At 67.5% G+C, this 17,966-nt stretch carries 14 protein-coding genes; all 14 read left to right on the top strand.

Translation table 11 applies throughout. From position 1 onward, the window contains the following. The first annotated feature begins 35 nt into the window (after positions 1-35). The 14 genes from metG (at position 36) to E3O28_RS06805 (ending at position 17,905) form a co-directional block, all read left to right on the top strand. Positions 36-1,598, top strand: a complete 1,563-nt coding sequence (metG, locus tag E3O28_RS06870) for a methionine--tRNA ligase (RefSeq protein ID WP_134415469.1) — start codon at positions 36-38, stop codon at positions 1,596-1,598. Beyond that, positions 1,591-2,544 carry a TatD family hydrolase gene (locus E3O28_RS06865; protein WP_241973041.1) on the top strand — a complete coding sequence of 318 codons (954 nt, stop codon included), beginning with the start codon at positions 1,591-1,593 and terminating at the stop codon, positions 2,542-2,544. Before metG ends, E3O28_RS06865 begins: the two co-directional genes overlap by 8 nt. Positions 2,545-2,780: 236 nt before the next feature. After that, a complete protein-coding gene (gene rsmA, locus E3O28_RS06860; protein WP_233191393.1) occupies positions 2,781-3,581 on the top strand; it encodes a 16S rRNA (adenine(1518)-N(6)/adenine(1519)-N(6))-dimethyltransferase RsmA in 801 nt (266 codons plus the stop codon). 52 nt (positions 3,582-3,633) lie between these two features. Beyond that, entirely contained in the window at positions 3,634-4,569 is a 936-nt protein-coding gene (locus E3O28_RS06855) for a 4-(cytidine 5'-diphospho)-2-C-methyl-D-erythritol kinase (RefSeq protein WP_134415468.1), read from the top strand. Positions 4,570-4,715: 146 nt separating this feature from the next. Then, a complete protein-coding gene (locus E3O28_RS06850) occupies positions 4,716-6,521 on the top strand; it encodes an ABC-F family ATP-binding cassette domain-containing protein (protein ID WP_134415467.1) in 1,806 nt (601 codons plus the stop codon). A 195-nt stretch (positions 6,522-6,716) separates the two neighbouring features. Continuing rightward, complete coding sequence (locus E3O28_RS06845) at positions 6,717-7,586, top strand: MetQ/NlpA family ABC transporter substrate-binding protein (protein WP_134343499.1); 870 nt, start codon at positions 6,717-6,719, stop codon at positions 7,584-7,586. A 66-nt stretch (positions 7,587-7,652) separates the two neighbouring features. After that, on the top strand, positions 7,653-8,714 hold the full coding sequence (locus tag E3O28_RS06840; RefSeq protein WP_104100810.1) for a methionine ABC transporter ATP-binding protein: 1,062 nt from the start codon (positions 7,653-7,655) through the stop codon (positions 8,712-8,714). 1 nt (position 8,715) lies between these two features. Then, positions 8,716-9,375 carry an ABC transporter permease subunit gene (locus E3O28_RS06835; protein WP_104100811.1) on the top strand — a complete coding sequence of 220 codons (660 nt, stop codon included), beginning with the start codon at positions 8,716-8,718 and terminating at the stop codon, positions 9,373-9,375. A gap of 261 nt (positions 9,376-9,636) precedes the next feature. Further along, positions 9,637-10,107 (top strand): hypothetical protein, encoded by a 471-nt coding sequence (locus E3O28_RS06830; protein ID WP_134343497.1) that lies wholly within the window; start codon positions 9,637-9,639, stop codon positions 10,105-10,107. A gap of 2 nt (positions 10,108-10,109) precedes the next feature. Continuing rightward, positions 10,110-10,922, top strand: coding sequence for a lytic murein transglycosylase (locus E3O28_RS06825; protein ID WP_241973040.1), 813 nt, complete (start codon positions 10,110-10,112; stop codon positions 10,920-10,922). A 302-nt stretch (positions 10,923-11,224) separates the two neighbouring features. Continuing rightward, complete coding sequence (pstC, locus tag E3O28_RS06820) at positions 11,225-12,265, top strand: phosphate ABC transporter permease subunit PstC (RefSeq protein ID WP_134415466.1); 1,041 nt, start codon at positions 11,225-11,227, stop codon at positions 12,263-12,265. Beyond that, positions 12,265-13,566: a phosphate ABC transporter permease PstA gene (gene pstA / locus E3O28_RS06815; RefSeq protein ID WP_134415465.1), complete on the top strand. Its 1,302-nt coding sequence runs from the start codon at positions 12,265-12,267 to the stop codon at positions 13,564-13,566. Before pstC ends, pstA begins: the two co-directional genes overlap by 1 nt. Further along, positions 13,563-15,242, top strand: coding sequence for a phosphate ABC transporter substrate-binding protein PstS (pstS, locus tag E3O28_RS06810; protein WP_166784759.1), 1,680 nt, complete (start codon positions 13,563-13,565; stop codon positions 15,240-15,242). Before pstA ends, pstS begins: the two co-directional genes overlap by 4 nt. Continuing rightward, entirely contained in the window at positions 15,239-17,905 is a 2,667-nt protein-coding gene (locus tag E3O28_RS06805; RefSeq protein WP_134415464.1) for a hypothetical protein, read from the top strand. The genes pstS and E3O28_RS06805 overlap by 4 nt, the downstream gene beginning before the upstream one ends. Positions 17,906-17,966: the final 61 nt, after the last annotated feature.

Genomic DNA, 17,966 nt, shown 5'->3' with positions numbered 1-17,966 from the left:
CCAGCGTCATCCGCTGCTCCTAATAGGATGAGAGCATGTCCGACGGCTCATCTTTTTACATCACCACGCCCATTTTCTACGTGAATGATGTCCCCCACATCGGGCACGCCTATACCGAGGTGGCTGCCGACGTGCTCGCACGCTGGCACCGGCAGTCCGGCGAGGATGCCTGGCTGCTCACCGGAACGGACGAGCACGGGCAGAAGATCCTGCGCACCGCGACCGCCAACGGCGTCACGCCGAAGGAGTGGGCCGACCGTCTGGTCGAAACCGCCTGGAAGCCGCTGTTGAAGACGGTCGACATCCGAAACGACGACTTCATCCGCACCACTGATGTGCGCCACGAAGTGAACGCGCAGAAGTTCCTGCAGCACCTCTACGACTCCGGCCACATCTACACCGGCGAGTACGAGGGCTTCTACTGCGTCGGCTGCGAGGAGTACAAGCAGCCGAGCGACCTCATCGATGGGGTCGGCGAGTACGCCGGGCAGCAGGTCTGCGCCATCCACTCCATCCCCTGCGAGCTGTTGCACGAGAAGAACTACTTCTTTCGGATGAGCACGTTCGCCGACCAGCTCCTCGCCCTGTACGAGGAGAACCCGAACTTCGTACAGCCCGCGTCGGCGCGCAACGAGGTCATATCCTTCGTCAAGCAGGGCCTCAGCGACCTGTCGATCTCCCGCTCCAGTTTCGACTGGGGCATCAAGGTGCCCTGGGACGACAGCCACGTCGTCTACGTCTGGTTTGACGCCCTGCTCAACTACATCACCGCCGCCGGCTACGGCCACGACGACGAGAAGTTCAGCCGCCTCTGGCCGGCGACGCACGTCGTGGGCAAAGATATTTTGCGTTTCCACGCCGTCATCTGGCCTGCAATGCTCCTCGCCGCGGGCATCGAGGTGCCTCGGCAGGTCTTCGGCCACGGCTGGTTGCTCGTGGGCGGCGAGAAGATGAGCAAGTCCAAGCTCACCGGCATCGCCCCAAACCAGATCACGGATACGTTCGGCTCCGACGCCTTCCGCTATTACTTCATGCGCGCGATCAGCTTCGGCCAGGACGGCTCCTTCTCCTGGGAAGACCTGTCCGCCCGGTACCAGTCCGAGCTGGCCAACGGCTTCGGCAACCTCGCCTCCCGCGTGATCGCCATGGTCGTGCGCTATTGCGACGGCGAGATCCCCGTCGCCGGCGACTTCAGTGAGGCCGACGAGCTCATTCGCGGCACCGAGAAGCGGGTGACGGATGCCGCCACACTGGCCATCGGACACCTCGCCATCCACGACGCCATCGCCGCGATTTGGGAACTGGTCGACGAGCTCAACGGCTACATCACCGCCCAGGAGCCGTGGTCGCTCGCGAAGGACCCGGCCAACCGGGACCGACTCGAAGCCGTGCTGGTCACCGCCGTGCGCGGACTGGGCACGCTCGCCGTGCTGCTCTCGCCGGTCGTACCGCAGGCCACGGCGAAGCTCTGGACCGCCCTCGGCGGCATCGGCCTGGTCACCGACCAGCGCATCGACCGGGCCTGGGAGTGGACCGGCGGCCCGCGGGTCTTCCCGCTCGAGGCGCTTTTCCCGCGCATCGAGGCCACGGTTGGCTGACGAGCCCGGGCCCGAAGCCGGCCCCGTGCGCCAGCGCGAAAAAGGTGCCGGCCGGGACCTGAGCTACCCGCCGCTGCCCGACCCTCTCATCGTGCCGGTCTACGACAACCACACCCACTTGGAGATCGCCGACGGTGAGCAGTCGCTCAGCGTGGCCGAGCAGCTCGACCGCGCGTCCAGTGTCGGCGTGCGCGGCGTCATCCAGGTCGGCGGCGACCTGGAGACCTCGCGCTGGTCGGCCGCGATGGCCGCCCGGGAGCCGCGCATGCTCGCGGCCGTCGCCATCCACCCCAACGAGGCCCCGGTCTACGAGGCCGCCGGCACCCTCGACGACGCCCTGGCTGAGATCGCCGAGCTGGCGACGCGCCCGCGCGTGGTCGCCATCGGGGAGACCGGACTGGACTTTTTCCGCACCGGCCCCGAAGGACACGCCAGCCAGCTCCGCTCCTTCGAGGCGCACATCGACATCGCCAAGCAGAACGGCCTCGCGCTGCAGATCCACGACCGCGACGCCCACGCCGCGGTGATCGAGACCCTGCTGCGGGTCGGCGCGCCCGATCGCACCGTCTTCCACTGCTTCTCCGGCGACGTCGAGATGGCCCGCATCCTCGCCGACAACGGCTGGTACCTCTCGTTCGCGGGAACCGTGACCTTCAAGAATGCCCAGAATCTGCGGGAGGCCCTGGCCGCGGTGCCGCGCCGGCTGCTGCTGGTCGAGACGGATGCCCCGTTCCTCACCCCCGCACCCTTCCGCGGCCGCCCGAACGCGCCGTACCTGCTGCCGCACACCCTGCGCGTCATGGCCGACCACCTCGAAACGGAGGCCACCATTCTCGCCACCCAGATTTCGTCCAACACCGAACTCGTCTACGGGCGGTGGGACGCCGAACCGGTGACGGTCACCGAGCCAGAGCCCGACACGAGCTGGGTCGGAGGCCTCGCATGACCCCGCCCCGCCACGGCTACGCTCCCGGAGACGAACCCGAGGCCGGCACCCGACCCGTCAGCGACGAAGTCACCGGCGGCCGGCATGCCGCGCCGGCCGCCGTGCCGGAGCCGGCATCCGCTCTCGAAACGGATGCCGAGCCCGCGGATCCCGCTGCAGCACCCGCTGCTGCTCCAGCCGCCGCTCCCGGCGCACGGTCCCTCCTCGGCCCCGCCGAGATCCGCGACCTGGCCGAGATGCTGGGCGTCAACCCCACCAAGAAGCTCGGCCAGAACTTCGTCATCGACGGCAACACCGTGCGCCGCATCGTCAGGGTCGCAACCGTCTCACCCGGCGACACTGTGCTGGAGGTGGGCCCCGGGCTGGGATCCCTCACGCTGGGGCTGCTCGAGACCGGCGCGACCGTCGTGGCCGTGGAGATCGATGACCGGCTCGCCGAGCAGCTGCCGCTGACGGTCGAGCTGATGCATCCCGGCGCGCCGCTCACCGTCATCCGCAACGACGCGCTCAAGATCATGGAACTGCCCGGCGACCCGAGCCGCCTCGTGGCGAACCTGCCGTATAACGTGTCGGTGCCGGTGCTGCTCTACCTGCTGGAGCACTTCGCCTCCATCCGGGCCGGAGTGGTCATGGTGCAGGCCGAAGTGGGGGAGCGCCTCGCGGCGCCATCCGGTAGCAAGGTCTACGGCAGCCCGAGCGTCAAGGCCGCCTGGTACGGGGCATTCCGCACCGCCGGCAAGGTCAGCCGCCAGGTGTTCTGGCCGGTTCCCGGCGTCGATTCGATCCTGATCGCCTTCGAACGACGCGCCCGGCCGCTCGAATCCGAGGAATTGCGCCGCGCCACCTTCGCCCTCGTCGATGCCGCGTTCCAGCAGCGCCGCAAAATGCTGCGCCAGTCGTTGTCCTCCGTTCTCGGTGACCCATCGAGTGCCACCGAGATCATGACGCACGCCGGAATCGACCCTACCGAGCGCGGCGAGCAGCTCACGGTCGAGGACTTCCTGGCGATCGCCCGCGCCCAGCTCGCCGCACACTGACGCGTGCCGCCGCGGGGCAGTCGCGAGTGTGCGGCTGGGCTAGGTTAGTCACATGACCAACCCGGCCCCTTCCCCCATGGTGCATGCGCGGGCGCCCGGCAAGATCAACGTTTGCCTCAAGGTCGGTGCGGTCCTCGAAGACGGGTACCACGAGGTGGCCACCGCCTACCAGGCCGTGTCACTGTTCGAAGACGTGCGCGCTTGGCCGGCCGACGACTTCTCGGTCGTGTTCACCGGCACCATAGATGCCTCGGGTCTCGCCGTCGACGGCAGCAACCTCGCCATCAAGGCCGCGCGCGCCCTGGCCCGCAAGGCCGGCTATCGCGGGGGAGTGCGCCTCTCGATCGAGAAGAACGTGCCCATCGCCGGCGGCATGGGTGGTGGGTCGGCGGATGCCGCGGCCACCCTCCTCGCTTGCGACACCCTGTGGGGAACCGACGCCACCCGCGACGACCTCATCGAGATCGCCGCGACCCTCGGCGCTGACGTCCCGTTCGCCTTCACCGGCGGCACCGCCATCGGCACCGGGCGCGGCGACCAGCTCAGCCCAGCCCTGGCCAAGGGGCAGTTCCACTGGGTGCTCGCCCTCGCCGACTTCGGCCTCTCGACCCCCGGCGTCTACAACGAGCTCGACCGCCACCGCGAACGCCACGCCCAGGACATCTTCCCAGCCCAGATCCAGCCCTCCGTCGACACCAACGTGCTGCAGGCGCTTCGGGCCGGCGACCCGCGGATGCTGGCCGAGGCGCTGCACAACGACCTGCAGGCGCCCGCGCTGCACCTAGCCCCCGGCCTGGGCAAGGTGCTCGAGTTGGGCGAGGCGAACGGCGCCCTGGCCGGCCTGCTCTCCGGCTCCGGCCCGACCGTGGCCTTCCTGGTCGCTGATGCCGACAGCTCCCTCGAACTGCAGGTCGCGCTGAGCGCGTCCCGGCTGCGCGTGGTGCGCGCCACCGGGCCGGTGCACGGGGCCCGGATCATCCACGACTAGCCCCCCGTTTTGCCGCAACTGTGGCCCGGTCGGACATCTGTTGCCGGTGTGCCGGCAACAGATGTCCGATTCGGCAACAGTCAGGCCACCGGGTGCGAAACCGGGGCGCGCGGGCCTCTCAGCCGCGCCAGCTAAACTCGAAAGCTATGGCACATTTGCTCGGGGCCGAGTCCCTGCACCTTGAATTTCCCACCCGCGTTATTTTTGACAGCGTCACCGCCGGTCTCAACGAAGGCGACCGGATCGGCGTCGTCGGCCGCAACGGCGACGGCAAGTCCACCCTGATGCGCCTGCTCGCCGGCCGGATGGAACCCGACGCGGGCCGCGTCACGCGCCGGCGCGGCGTCACCATCGGCATGCTCGACCAGTCCGACGACCTCGCTTCGGGCCAGACCGTGGGCCACACCATCGTCGGCGGCATCGACGAGCACGTCTGGGCGGGCGACGCCAAGGTGCGCGACGTGATTGCGGGACTCGTGCGGGACATCCCCTGGGACGCCCTTGTCGACGACCTCTCCGGTGGCCAGCGCCGCCGGGTGGCTCTGGCCTCCGTGCTGATCGGTGACCACGACGTCATCTTCCTCGACGAGCCCACCAACCACCTCGACGTGGAGGGCATCTCCTGGCTGGCCGGTCACCTGAAGACCCGCTGGGCCACGAACTCCGGCGGCCTGGTGGTCGTCACCCACGACCGGTGGTTCCTCGATGAGGTCTGCAACATGACCTGGGAGGTGCACGACCGCCTGATCGAACCGTTCGAGGGTGGCTACGCCGCCTACATCCTGCAGCGCGTCGAACGCGACCGGATGAGCGCGGCCTCCGAATCCAAGCGCCAGAACCTGATGAAGAAGGAACTGGCATGGCTGCGGCGCGGAGCCCCCGCCCGCACCGCGAAGCCCAAGTTCCGCATCGACGCCGCGAACGAGCTGATCGAGAACGAGCCGCCGCCCCGCGACACCGTGTCGATGCAGTCGATGGCCATGCAGCGCCTGGGCAAGGATGTCGTCGACCTGATCGACATCGGCGTGAAGTTCGGCGAGAAGACCGTGCTGAACGACATCACCTGGCGCATCGCACCAGGCGAGCGCACCGGCATCATGGGCGTCAACGGCGCCGGCAAAAGCACGCTCCTGAACCTGGTGGCCGGCACACTTCTGCCCACCACGGGCACCGTCAAGCGCGGCAAGACCATCAAGGTCGCCGTGCTCACCCAGCAGCTGTTCGAACTCGACGACATCCAGAACGACCGCGTCAGCGAGGTCATCGGCCGTCAGAAGACGTCGTACATGGCCGGCGGCAAGGAAATCACGCCCGGCCAGATGCTCGAGCGCATGGGTTTCATGAGCGCCCAGCTGACCACCCAGGTCAAGGATCTCTCCGGTGGCCAGAAGCGCCGCCTGCAGCTGCTGCTGATCGTGCTCGACGAGCCCAATGTGCTGATCCTCGACGAGCCCACCAACGACCTGGACACCGACATGCTCGCGGCCATGGAAGACCTGCTCGACTCCTTTCCCGGCACCCTCCTCGTGGTCTCGCACGACCGGTACCTGATCGAGCGCGTCACCGACAACCAGTACGCGGTCACCGAGGGCGGCTTCCGCCACCTTCCCGGCGGTGTGGACCAGTACCTCGAGATGCGCAAGAAGCAGACGAGCGGCATTGACAAGCCCGCCGAGGCGAACGCGGCGAACACCTCCGGCGGGAAGGCGGTGCGCAAGCTCGCCATCGGTGGCGCCGACCTCCGCAACGCGCAGAAGGAACTCGCCTCCATCGATCGCAAGGTCGCCAAGCAGAACGCGCGGATCGCGGCCCTGCACGAGAGCCTCGCCGTGCACGACCAGTCCGACTTCGACGGCCTCGGCGTGCTCAGCACCGAATTGCAGACGCTCGAGTCCGCCATCGCCGGCTTCGAAACCCGCTGGATCGAACTCTCTGAGTTGATCGAGGGCTGAAGTCGCAGATGCTGTGACCGCGTGTGACGTTGGCGCGCACGCGGCGCAGCATCTCCCGTTAGCCTTGGAACGTGCCTCGCGACGCAGCGGCACAGACTCCCACCCCTCTTTGTCCCGTGGTTCCTCTGTGCCCGAAATCGCGCCGGCACCCACCGCCGTTCAGACGGCACCGAAGCCAACAAGGGGAACCCCATCGTGAACAAGAAACTGCTCGCCGCTCTCGCGGTCGTACCGCTCGTCGCCCTGCTCGCCGGTTGCTCCGGTGCGGCCGCCGACGAGACCGTGAAGATCGGCGTCGTCGGCGCCAGCGACCCATACTGGGCCGTCTACGAGGAAGCCGCGGCGGATGCCGGCATCACCGTCGACATCGTCGACTTCACCGAGTTCGGGCAGCCGAACCCGGCCCTGTCTGCCGGCGAGCTCGACCTGAACCAGTTCCAGCACATCGTCTACCTCGCCGAGTACAACGTGGCCAGCAAAGAAGACCTCGCGCCGGTCGGCGCCACCGCGATCTACCCGCTCGCCCTGTACTCGACCCAGTATGACGACGTCAGCAAAATCAAGAAGGGCGACACCGTCGCTGTGCCGAACGATGCCAGCAACCTGGCTCGCGCGTTGCTCGTACTGCAGTCGGCGAAGCTGATTACGCTCTCCGACGGTGGCAGCATCTACTCGACCCTCGACGATATCGATAAGAAAAAGTCCAAGGTCACCGTGACCGCGCTCGAGGCCTCGCTCACCGCCACGTCGCTTCCCGACGTCGCCGCCGCGATCATCAATAACGACTTCGTCGAGAAGGCCGGTTTGAAGGTTGAGGATGCCCTCGCCCAGGACGACCCCGCCGACCCCAACGCGCTCCCGTACGTGAACGTTTTCGCGGCCCGCGCAAAGGACAAGGACAACGCCACCTACCAGAAGCTGGTCGAAATCTACCAGACCACGAAGGCCGTTCAGGATGGCGTGATCGACGTGTCCGCCGGTTCCGCGGTGATGGTCAAGACCCCGGTCGCCGACCTCGAGGCCTCCCTCGCCACGGTCGAGAAGGACACCATAGCCCAGAGGTAGCGCCGCCCGACCTCAGCCCAGCACAGCCGCACAGTCCGGCGCCACGCCAGTCAGTAAGGACGTCCCATGCCTGCCCCCACCCCCGTTGTCGAACTGCGTGACGTGAGCAAGGTGTACCTGCCCACGACCCGGGGCGGGGCCGAGGTCGTCGCCATCGACAAGGTCAGCCTCACGATCGACGCCGGGGATGTCTACGGCATCATCGGTTATTCGGGGGCAGGCAAGAGCACCCTGGTGCGGCTTGTGAACGCTCTCGAACGGTCGACGTCGGGCGAGATCCTGATCAACGGCACCGACATCGCCCGCCTGCCCGAGCGGGAGCTGCGCCCGGTGCGGCTGGGCATCGGGATGATCTTCCAGCAGTTCAACCTTCTGGGGTCACGCTCCGTCGCGGCGAACGTCGCCTACCCGCTCGAGGTGGCCGGACAATCGAAGGAGACGCGCCGGGCCCGGGTCGCCGAGATGCTCGACTTCGTCGGGCTCGGCGACAAGGCGGGCGCCTATCCCGACCAGCTCTCCGGCGGTCAGAAGCAGCGCGTGGGTATCGCACGGGCCTTAGCCAGCCAGCCGGGCATCCTGCTCGCCGACGAGGCCACCAGCGCCCTCGACCCGGAGACCACCTCCGAGGTTCTGGACCTGCTCGGGCGGGTGAATAAGGAATTCGGGGTCACCATTATCGTGATCACGCACGAGATGGATGTCATCCAGACCCTGGCGACGAAGGTCGCCGTGATGGACCAGGGCCGGGTGATCGAGCGCGGCGACGTGTTCGACGTGTTCTCGAACCCGCAGCAGGCGGCCTCCGCCCGGTTCGTCTCGACTGTTGTCAAGGGTCTCCCTTCTTCGTCGGAACTCGCCGTGCTGCGGCGGCGTCACCCGGGCCGCCTCGTCACGCTGGCGTTCCGCGACAGCAGCGTCGATCAGGCCCGCGTGTTCGGCGAGTTCGTCTCCGCCGGCGTCACCTTCGAGGTCGTCTACGGCGGCATCAACGAGATCCAGGGCCGGTCGTTCGGACACCTGACGCTGGCACTGGCCACGCCGGGGGCGACGGATGCCGCGGCCGACGCCGCCATCGACGCCGCGCTCGACCGGGTGCGAACCCTCACGACCGTGACCGAGGTGCGCTGAGATGGACAGCCTGATCGACCTGTTGCCCGAACTCTGGATCGCCGCGGGGGAGACCCTCTACATCGTCGGCCTCACGCTCTTCTTCGGCGGGATCGGCGGCCTGCTCGTGGGCCTCGGCCTGTATCTGACCCGCGCCGGCAGCATCCTCGAGAACCGCGGGGTCTTCGTGGTGTTGAACCTGTTGGTGAACATCGTGCGGCCGATCCCGTTCATCATCTTCCTTGCCGCCGCCCAGCCGCTGGCCCGGACCGTGGTGGGAACCGGCATCGGCAACGCGGCGATTATCTTCACGATCTCGCTCGCGGCATCCTTTGCCATGGGGCGCATCGTGGAGCAGAACCTCCTCACGGTGACGCCCGGTGTGATCGAGGCGGCCCGCAGCGTGGGGGCCGGGCCGATCCGGATCATCTTCACGGTGCTGCTGCCCGAGGCGCTCGGCCCGCTCATCCTCGGCTACACCTTCATCTTCGTGGCGCTCGTGGACATGTCGGCGGTAGCCGGCTACGTCGGCGGCGGCGGCCTCGGAAACTTCGCGCTGCTCTACGGTTACCGCCAGTTCAATCCCGTGGTGACCTGGGCGGCCGTGCTGCTGATCATTGTGCTTGTGCAGCTGGTGCAGTTCCTCGGAAACTGGCTGGCCCGGAAGGCATTCCGCCGGTAAGACGACCCCCGAGTGCGGGACATCTTTCGCGCGTTCTTTCAGCGCCGGACATCCCTCGTTCACCTCCGGTTCAGGTGATGCTCCCGGACCGGACATTCGTGGGCTGGACAGTACACGCGGGGTCGGCCTATTCGAGCCGCTTACACGTCACAGTGGCCCCTTCGCTGCATCATCCTTGCCCAGGGAGTCATCTTGTCGCCGAGCCCGAGCATCGTCTTCTCGGCGTTTGAATCCGCCGCCGACCCCCGATTGCATGGATGGGTGGCTTTCCGTGAGAGCGTGCAGAATGTCGGCACTCCCGTTAGGGCGGTCGCCGTGCGTGACGGGCACCGCGCCGGTCCCTTGCTCACGGGAGCGCCGCGGCACTCCGGTATCTGGCGACTGCTCGCCTCGAACCGGCGCGAGCTCGGCCGTAGCTCCTCCGTCTACGCAACGTTCTCCAGCGCGCGAGCCCACGTCCTCGAACTCAAGGGCCAGTGCGATTCGATGGTCGCCACGGTTGTCACGGGTCCCAAGGCCGGCACACACGGGTGGGTGATCAGCGTCGGTGATGTAGTCGTGATGACTGCAGGGCGCTGGTATGGCGCGGCGTCGACCAGCCGCGAGGCCTCGGCTGGAACCATTGAGGCTTTCCACAGCGCGCTCGTCGGTGCGGACGCCCGTCATGCCACGGAGGCCGGGCAGCGCGGCAACCGGGTACTCTCCGACGAGGAACGGGCCCTGTCCTGGTGACCGTGCGCAAGCACCGCGGAACCCCCATGATCGCCACGGTTGCCGGCCTCTCCGTGGTCGGCTGGCTGGTCTTCGGCTGGCTGGTACCCGGTTTCCAGGCACCCGAGGGCGTGCGGGCGAGTCTCGCACCGGCCGCGTCGGCGGTCATCACCACCGTGCCGCCAGAGGTTGCCCGATCGCTGCCCGCGGCCGAACCAGCGCCCGCCACGCTTGCCCTGCCGACGGTTACGCCTCCGATTGATGGCAATGCGGCGCTCGCCGACCCTGCCTGGGCCACCCGCGTCGCCCAAGCGGCCGGCATCCCAGTGCGCGCCCTGCTCGGCTATGCAGGGGCGTCCCTGGCCCTGGCGGCCGAACAACCGGGCTGCCACCTCGGTTGGAGTACCCTGGCCGCCCTCGGCAACGTCGAATCCGGTCACGGCAGCCACGACGGTTCGGCACTCGGAGCGGATGGCGCCGCCCGCCCGGGCATCTTCGGCCCCGCACTCGATGGCAGCGCTTTCGCCGCGATGAGCGACACCGATCGCGGAGTCTGGGACGGCAGCACCGAATGGGACCGCGCGGTCGGGCCCCTGCAATTCATTCCGGCAACCTGGCAGCGATGGGGCGCCGACGGCAACGGGGACGGCGTCGACGACCCGCAACAAATCGACGATGCCGCCCTCGCCGCCGGCCGCTACCTCTGCCACTACGGCGAGCTGTCCCGGCCCGATCGCTGGCGCGCCGCCGTGTTCGCGTACAACCACGTCGAATCCTATGTGAACACCGTTGCCGCGACCGCGAATACCTACGCCGCGGTGGCGGGCGCGCGGTGACGCCGTATATAAACGTAGCGAGCTAAACCGCTCGGTGGCGCACGCCACTTCGCGCTCACCGCGCGGCCGCCGTTCTCCCGTGACTCGGCTGCCGCCGTGATGCGCGCCCACGTGCGGGCGCCCTCTTCGGGGCCCCCGGTCCTGCACCGGGTGCAATCCCGCGCGCTCAACTCTCCACTACGCGTCCACCTCTAGCTGGACAAATCGACGCTCAGTGTTAACCAAGCGCCCCAAACATGTGTCTCGGACGTGCTACCTCCGCGTTCGTTCCGCTCCCCACACCCGAATGTGCAAGGACACCCATGTCGTTTTCGACCCTCTTCGACGCGCCTGCGATCGAGCCGCCAACGGTCGACCCGGCGAACCCGGACTCGTCCCCGCGCCGCTTACTGACAGCGCGTCCCTCGGTCTCGGACTCGGTGTTCCGTTCGGTGGCCTTCTTCGCCGGCTGCATCACCGTGGCGATCATGCTCGCCGTGGGCGTGTTCCTGGCGTTGCGTGCCTCGGAGGCCCTCGGCGTCGCCGGGTTCAGCTTTCTGGTCGAGCAGGACTGGTCGCCGGAGTCGCAGAAATTCGGCATCGCATCCGTCTTGTTCGGCACCATCACGATCGCGGTGATCGCGATGTGCGTCGCCGTGCCGCTCGCCCTCGGCACGGCCCTGCTCATCTCCGAGGTCGCCCAGGGCCGGATGCGCTCCACGCTCGTCACGCTCGTCGACCTGATGGCCGCCGTGCCGAGCGTGGTCTTCGGCCTCTGGGGCGTCTTCTTCCTGCAGACCAACGTGATCCCGGTCGCCACCTGGATCTCCAGCTACTTCGGCTGGATCCCGCTGTTCCGGGTGGCGGACGCCAGTGGGCAAGCGCTCACCGAGGCCAGCGCGTTCACCTCCTCGGCGTTCATCGCCGGCATTGTCGTCGGCCTCATGGTGGTCCCGACCCAGACGTCGGTCATGCGCGAGGCCTTCTCCCAGGCGCCGATCGGCGAGCGCGAGGCCGCCTTCGCGCTCGGGTCGACGCGCTGGGGCATGATCCGTGCGGTCGTGCTGCCCTTCGGTCGTGGCGGCATCATCGGCGGCACCATGCTCGGCCTCGGCCGTGCTCTCGGTGAGACCATCGCCGTCTACATGATCATTTCGCCGATCTTCACGATCAACTGGGAGGTGCTGAAGACCGGCACCAACTCCGTCTCCGCGCTCATCGCCCTCCGCTACGGCGAATCCAGCTCATTCGGCCTCTCCGCGCTGATGGCAGCCGGACTCGTACTGTTCCTGATCACCCTCGTGATCAACTTCACGGCCTCGTCGATCGTGGCACGGTCTCGATCCGGGGCGGAGAGCGACTGATGACGATCACGCACGCACCCAACATCACGCACGCCGCGACCAGCACCTGCACGACGAACGACACCCACACCACGACGATCCCGGCCTACGACGGCACCCCGATCGGACCGCGACGCCGGGTGCGCGGCGCCCGGCTCGACGACCGGTTCAACGTTCTCGGTGCCGCCGCAGCCGGAATCGCCGTCGCGGTGCTCCTCTTCGGCTGGATCACTCCGCTTTCCGGCGGCGTGGGCTGGGCGCTCGTGGCGTATCTGGCGTTCCTTGGCTTCTACGCCCTGCTCGTAAGCTTCACGAGCGACGCGCAGGAGGTCAAGGACCGCGTGATGGCGGTGCTGCTACCAAGCGCCGGTGTGGTGCTCTTCGGCGCCCTGGTCTTCGTCGTGGCGTTCACTCTGATACGCGGGCAGGAAGCCCTGCCTCATCTCAACTTCTTCACCCAGAGCATGGAATTGGCCGGACCCCTCGACGGCCTCGACCTGGGCGGTATCGTGCACGCGATCCTGGGCACGCTCATGCAGATTTCGATGGCGCTGGCGGTCACGATTCCGCTCGGCATCACGACCGCCCTGTTCCTGAACGAGGTCGGTGGCCGATTCGCGAGGTTCGTGCGCACCATTTCGGATGCGATGACCGCGCTGCCGTCCATCGTGGCCGGCCTGTTCGTCTACTCGGCGATCATCGTGCTGATCACGCACCAGCGGTCGGGCTTCGCCGCGGCCATGGCGATCACCGTCATGATGCTCCCGATCGTCATCCGGGCCTCGGATATCGTGCTTCGCCTGGTCGCCGGCAACCTGCGGGAGGCCGCCTATGCCCTCGGTTCCACCCGCTGGGCCACCATCTGGTATGTCGTGCTGCCGACCGCCCGGCCCGGACTGGCAACGGCCGTGATCCTGGGCACAGCCCGCGGCATCGGCGAGACCAGCCCAGTGTTGCTCACCTCGGGTGTCACCGCGGTGACCAACCTGAACCCCTTCGCCGGCCCGATGATCTCCCTCCCGCTGCAGGTCTTCGACTTCGTCAAGTCTCCTGAGCCCACCATGATCGCCCGAGGTTTCGGCACGGCCGCCGTCCTGATCCTCCTGGTGCTCACCCTCTTCGCCATTGCTCGACTCATTGGCGGCACCGGTCCCGGCCAGTTGTCCCGTCGGCGGCGACTGCGCGTCGACGCCGCATCGGAGCGGGACCTGCAACGGATGAGCGTACGGGGTGACCTCGGTCCGGGGATCACCGGAACCAATTCAATGCTCCGGCCGACCAGTTCACCTACCGACCTCACCACGAAGGAGACGTCCTCGTGACGCCGCAAACCCGACAGATTCGCACAGTCCGAGCCTTATTCGCGCTCGTCGTTGTGCTGCTGAGCGTTTTCACGGCGCCAGCTGCCCAGGCAGCGAGTTACGACCAAATCACCGGTACCGGCTCGACCTGGTCGCAGAACGCCCTGGACCAGTGGCGCAAGAATGTTGCCAATAACTACGCGATGACGGTGAACTACTCCGGAGTCGGCTCATCGGCCGGGCGCCGTGACTTCGTCGCGGGCAACGTGGACTTCGCCGTCAGCGAGATCCCGTTCCAGACCGCCCCGGAGGACGGTTCGGCCCCTGAGGTGCCTGCCCGCGGTTACGCCTACATGCCCATCGTGGCTGGTGGCACGTCCTTCATGTACAACCTGAAAATCGGCGGCAAGCGAGTCACAAACCTTCGGCTCAGCGGAGAGGTCATCACCAAGATCTTCACCGGCGCCATCACGAAGTGGAACGACCCTGCCATCGCGACCGACAACCCCGGGCTGGCCATGCCCGACAAGGGTATCGTGCCCGTCGTTCGCTCGGACGGCTCCGGCTCCACGGCGCAATTCACACTCTGGATGTCCAAGCAGCACCCGGCCCTCTGGAATTCCTTCTGCACGAAGGTCGGCCGGTCTGCCCCCTGCGGCCTCACCTCGCAGTTCCCCACCTACGGCAACGCCAAGGCGCAAAGCGGATCCTCAGGCGTCGCCGGCTACGTGAGCCAGGACTACGGCGAGGGTGCGATCACCTACGTGGAGTACTCCTACGCCAAGAACTCCGGTTTCCCCGTCGCCAAGGTGCTCAACGCCGCGGGTTACTACACGGAACCCACGGCCAATTCCGTGGCCGTCGCACTGCTGAAAACATCCATCAACACCACACCCGGGCCTACCTACCTCACCCAGATCCTGGACGGCGTGTACAACAACGCGGACCCCCGCACCTACCCACTCGCGAGCTACTCCTACATGATCGTGCCGACCGAAGTCGGCGGCGTCTTCACCGCCAAAAAGGGCCTGACCCTCGGTACCTTCGCACATTACATGCTCTGCGAGGGGCAGCAGCAGGCCGAAGCCCTGGGCTACTCGCCTCTGCCGATGAACCTTGTGCTGGCCGGCTTCGACCAGATCAAGCGAGTGCCAGGCGCCGATGCCAGCGGCGTCGACATCAACAAATGCAACAACCCGACATTCAAACCAGGTGACTCCCCGTCAAGCAACCTGCTGGCCACCACGGCTCTCCAGCCGGCCGCCTGCGACAAGATGGGGGCCAACCAGTGCACCACCGGCACGGCCGGGGCGCTGGCAGACACGGCCGTGTCCGGTAGCGGATCGGGTGGTGGCGCGGCCGGCTCAGCCGCCGCGACAACTGCCGGGGGAACGGCTTCGCCGGCAGGGTCCGGGGGAACAGGTGCGGTGGCGCAAGGCGGGACGGATGCGGCATCAGGCGCGGTGGCCTCGCCCGTGTACGACGAGAACGGCGCCCTCGTGTCCACGGTCAGCGCCACGGCAACCGGCGTGGTCGGCACGGCCATCGCCGCACCGTTCACGTTGGCGGAAGGCGGGTGGGGCGCCCAGCAATCGATCATGCTCGTCGCCGGGCTTCTTTTGCTGGCCGCCGCCGTGCTGCCGCCGGTGCTCGCCGGCCGGTTCAAACCGCGTGTCGCGAAGGCAGGAACCAAGTGAAGCGCGTCACGTTCGCCCCGAAGAACGCGCTCTGGGCCCGCGCCGGCGCCAGCGGAATCGTCGTCGGTCTGCTGGTCGGCGTGGGTGTCGCCGCGCTCGGCTCCCTGGTTCCCTCTGCAGCATCCGCTGACACGTCGACCGCGGTCACGGTCGCGTCGAGGGGCTACGACCCGGACGTCGCCACCGCCCCCTTCCCCGACCTCAAGGTCACCGTGTCCCAAACCGAGGACCTCGTTTCCCAGGGGATCGTCGTCAACTGGAGCGGAGGCACGAAGTCCGAGCGGCCCGATGGCAGTTCGGGAGGTCAGGACTTCCTCCAGATCGCGCAGTGCTGGGGAGACGACCCGACGGATTCCAGCCGCCCGGATCGTACGACCTGCCAGTACGGCGGCTTCCCCGGCAAGGCCGCGTCCACCCGCGACACCGCGGTCAGCCAGGACCAGGTGGCCCCGCAGGACGCGCAGTACACATCTCCCGCCAACGGGTTCACCATTCCGGCGTTCACCGCGATTCCCTACCGCGCATCCACGGGCGGTTCGATCTCGTCGGTGTTCGCCGACTCGGCCAACGTTCTCACGCATCATGTCGTGGATCCCCTGACGGGCCTCGTGCAGAAGGCCACCGGTTCGCCGTCCCACACCGGGGTCACATTGCCCGACGGCATCTCCGGCGTTGACCTGGCCACCAACGAGTTTTACACCCAGTACACGACGAATGAGGTGCCCTGGGCCGGATCGAGCGACAGTGGCGACGGCTCCGTCAAATTCGAGGTGCAGACCGCGATGCAGTCCCCGGGCCTGGGCTGTGGCACACCCGTGACCGCCGCGGACGGCTCTGTCTCCGGAAAATCCTGCTGGCTCGTGGTCATCCCGCGCGGAAAAAGCGACGCGGGGGAGTCCTACATCACCAAGTCCGGCCTGCTGTGGGACTCCTGGAAGCACAGTGTGGCCGTCAAGCTGGACTTCAAGCCCATCGGCCAGCGCTGCGCCATCGGCTCGGCCGAGAAGCAGCTCTCCGGAAGCGAACTGGTCGCCGCGGCGATCGGGTCATGGCAACCCAAAGTGTGCACCGGTGCGGCGGGTTCCTCTTTCGCGCTCAGCATCGGCAACGAGGAGGACGCGCTTGCCGCGGCGAGCCTCACGACACCCAGCCCGCTGGCTCTCACCTCACGTCCCCTGCAAACCGACAGGGTCGATCCCGTCGCATACGCACCGATCGCCCTCAGCGGCGTCGCAGTTTCGTTCTCCATCGACCGCCGGGTGAAACCGGTTGGCGCAGTTCCCCAGGAATACAAGGCCAGGAATACCGAGGCGTTCACGTCACTGAACCTCACGCCTCGCCTGGTCGCCAAGCTCCTCACTAATTCGTATCTCGACTCACTGCCTTCCGGGGCGCCGGCCACGTCGGACTCCCTCAAGTTCTTCGGCTACACCGACTCCGCGAACCCTGGCGCGAACGCGCGCAACCTCATGGTCGACCCCGATTTTCTGGCGGTCAACGACGATGAGTGGAAGTACCAGGACCTGACCGGGCCGTCCCTGGGAGACATGCTCCTTCCCTCCGGGAGATCCGACGAGGCCCAGCAACTGTGGCGTTACGTCCTTTCCGACCCCGCCGCCGTCGATTTCCTGAACGGAACGCCCGACACGTGGGGAATGAAAGTCAACCCCTGGTCGTCCACCAATGCCGCTGTCAACCCGTCCGGGACGGCCATGACGATTCCCCGCACGAATTTTCCGAAGGCTGATCCACTGGAGCGGCCCGCGGCCGCTGCCGGCACCGGAACAACGGCAGTGAACCTGGTCACCTGGCGCCCCTACACCAGCGACTTCGAGAGCGGCGCGTATCTCACCCTGCGCGGCGACGGGCAGGAGCTCGGCGACTGGAACCCCACCAGCGTCCCGCCGAAGTTCGGCAAGAGCGTGCGCAGCCTGGTGGGCAACCAGCGCGTGCTTGGCGTCACCACCGCAGCCGCGGCCGCTCGCTACCAAACGGTGACGGCGTCATTGCAGAACTCAGCGGGCTCGTTCGTGGCGCCATCGCCGGAGTCCATGCTCGCGGCCTCCGCCGCCATGGTGCCGACCAGCACAAACCCCAAGGTGCTCGAATACGACCCGGCGAACCCAAGCGCCAAGGCTGCCGCCACAGCGTACCCAATGACGATGCCGGTCTATGCCGCGTTGAATCCGCTGCAAACGGATGCCGCCCAGAGGGCCATCTACGCCAACCTGATCCGGTACGCGGTGGTGGCAGGCCAGGTACCTGGGACGGAGATCGGGCAGCTGCCGCGCGGCTACACCCCGCTCCCGAAGAGCTGGGTGGACCAGGCGCTCGCCGCCGCGACCGCAATCGAACAGGGCGGCAGCCCGGTCGTAGCAATGGCCATGCCCGAGACTGCCCCTGCGGTCGACAGGCCGGCCTATGTGCCGACCCCGTCAACCTACGGTCCGGCAGAGTTCCAGGCTCAAGCCGCGCCGGTGGTGGCCGACGCCGCGGTCGACCCGGCCGCGACGGGCACCGTCGTCGACCCCTTGGTGGCGAGACCGACGCCCGCGGACCCGGTCATGGGACCGGTACGCGCGGCGGTGCCGGCCGGGCTGCTCTCCGGCCTGCTCGCCGCCTGCGGCGTCCCCTTTATTTCGCGCGTTCGGAGACGATCCTGATGCGCGCCCAACGTGACGCTTCGCGCGGGTTCCCCGCTTCGGACCGTTGCGCTGAGACAAG

Source organism: Cryobacterium sp. TMT2-14 (assembly GCF_004402465.1).
Classification (GTDB): Bacteria; Actinomycetota; Actinomycetes; order Actinomycetales; family Microbacteriaceae; genus Cryobacterium; species Cryobacterium sandaracinum.
Note: the sequence above shows the minus strand (reverse complement) of the source record. Positions and strands in the feature narration are given on the sequence as shown.

Bases quoted from the DNA above. Each gene is read 5' to 3' on its own strand.
- metG (WP_134415469.1), top strand. From the start codon at position 36: ATGTCCGACGGCTCATCTTTTTACATCACCACGCCCATTTTCTACGTG.
- rsmA (WP_233191393.1), top strand. From the start codon at position 2,781: ATGCTGGGCGTCAACCCCACCAAGAAGCTCGGCCAGAACTTCGTCATC.
- E3O28_RS06855 (WP_134415468.1), top strand. From the start codon at position 3,634: ATGACCAACCCGGCCCCTTCCCCCATGGTGCATGCGCGGGCGCCCGGC.
- E3O28_RS06850 (WP_134415467.1), top strand. From the start codon at position 4,716: ATGGCACATTTGCTCGGGGCCGAGTCCCTGCACCTTGAATTTCCCACC.
- E3O28_RS06840 (WP_104100810.1), top strand. From the start codon at position 7,653: ATGCCTGCCCCCACCCCCGTTGTCGAACTGCGTGACGTGAGCAAGGTG.
- E3O28_RS06835 (WP_104100811.1), top strand. From the start codon at position 8,716: ATGGACAGCCTGATCGACCTGTTGCCCGAACTCTGGATCGCCGCGGGG.
- pstC (WP_134415466.1), top strand. From the start codon at position 11,225: ATGTCGTTTTCGACCCTCTTCGACGCGCCTGCGATCGAGCCGCCAACG.
- pstA (WP_134415465.1), top strand. From the start codon at position 12,265: ATGACGATCACGCACGCACCCAACATCACGCACGCCGCGACCAGCACC.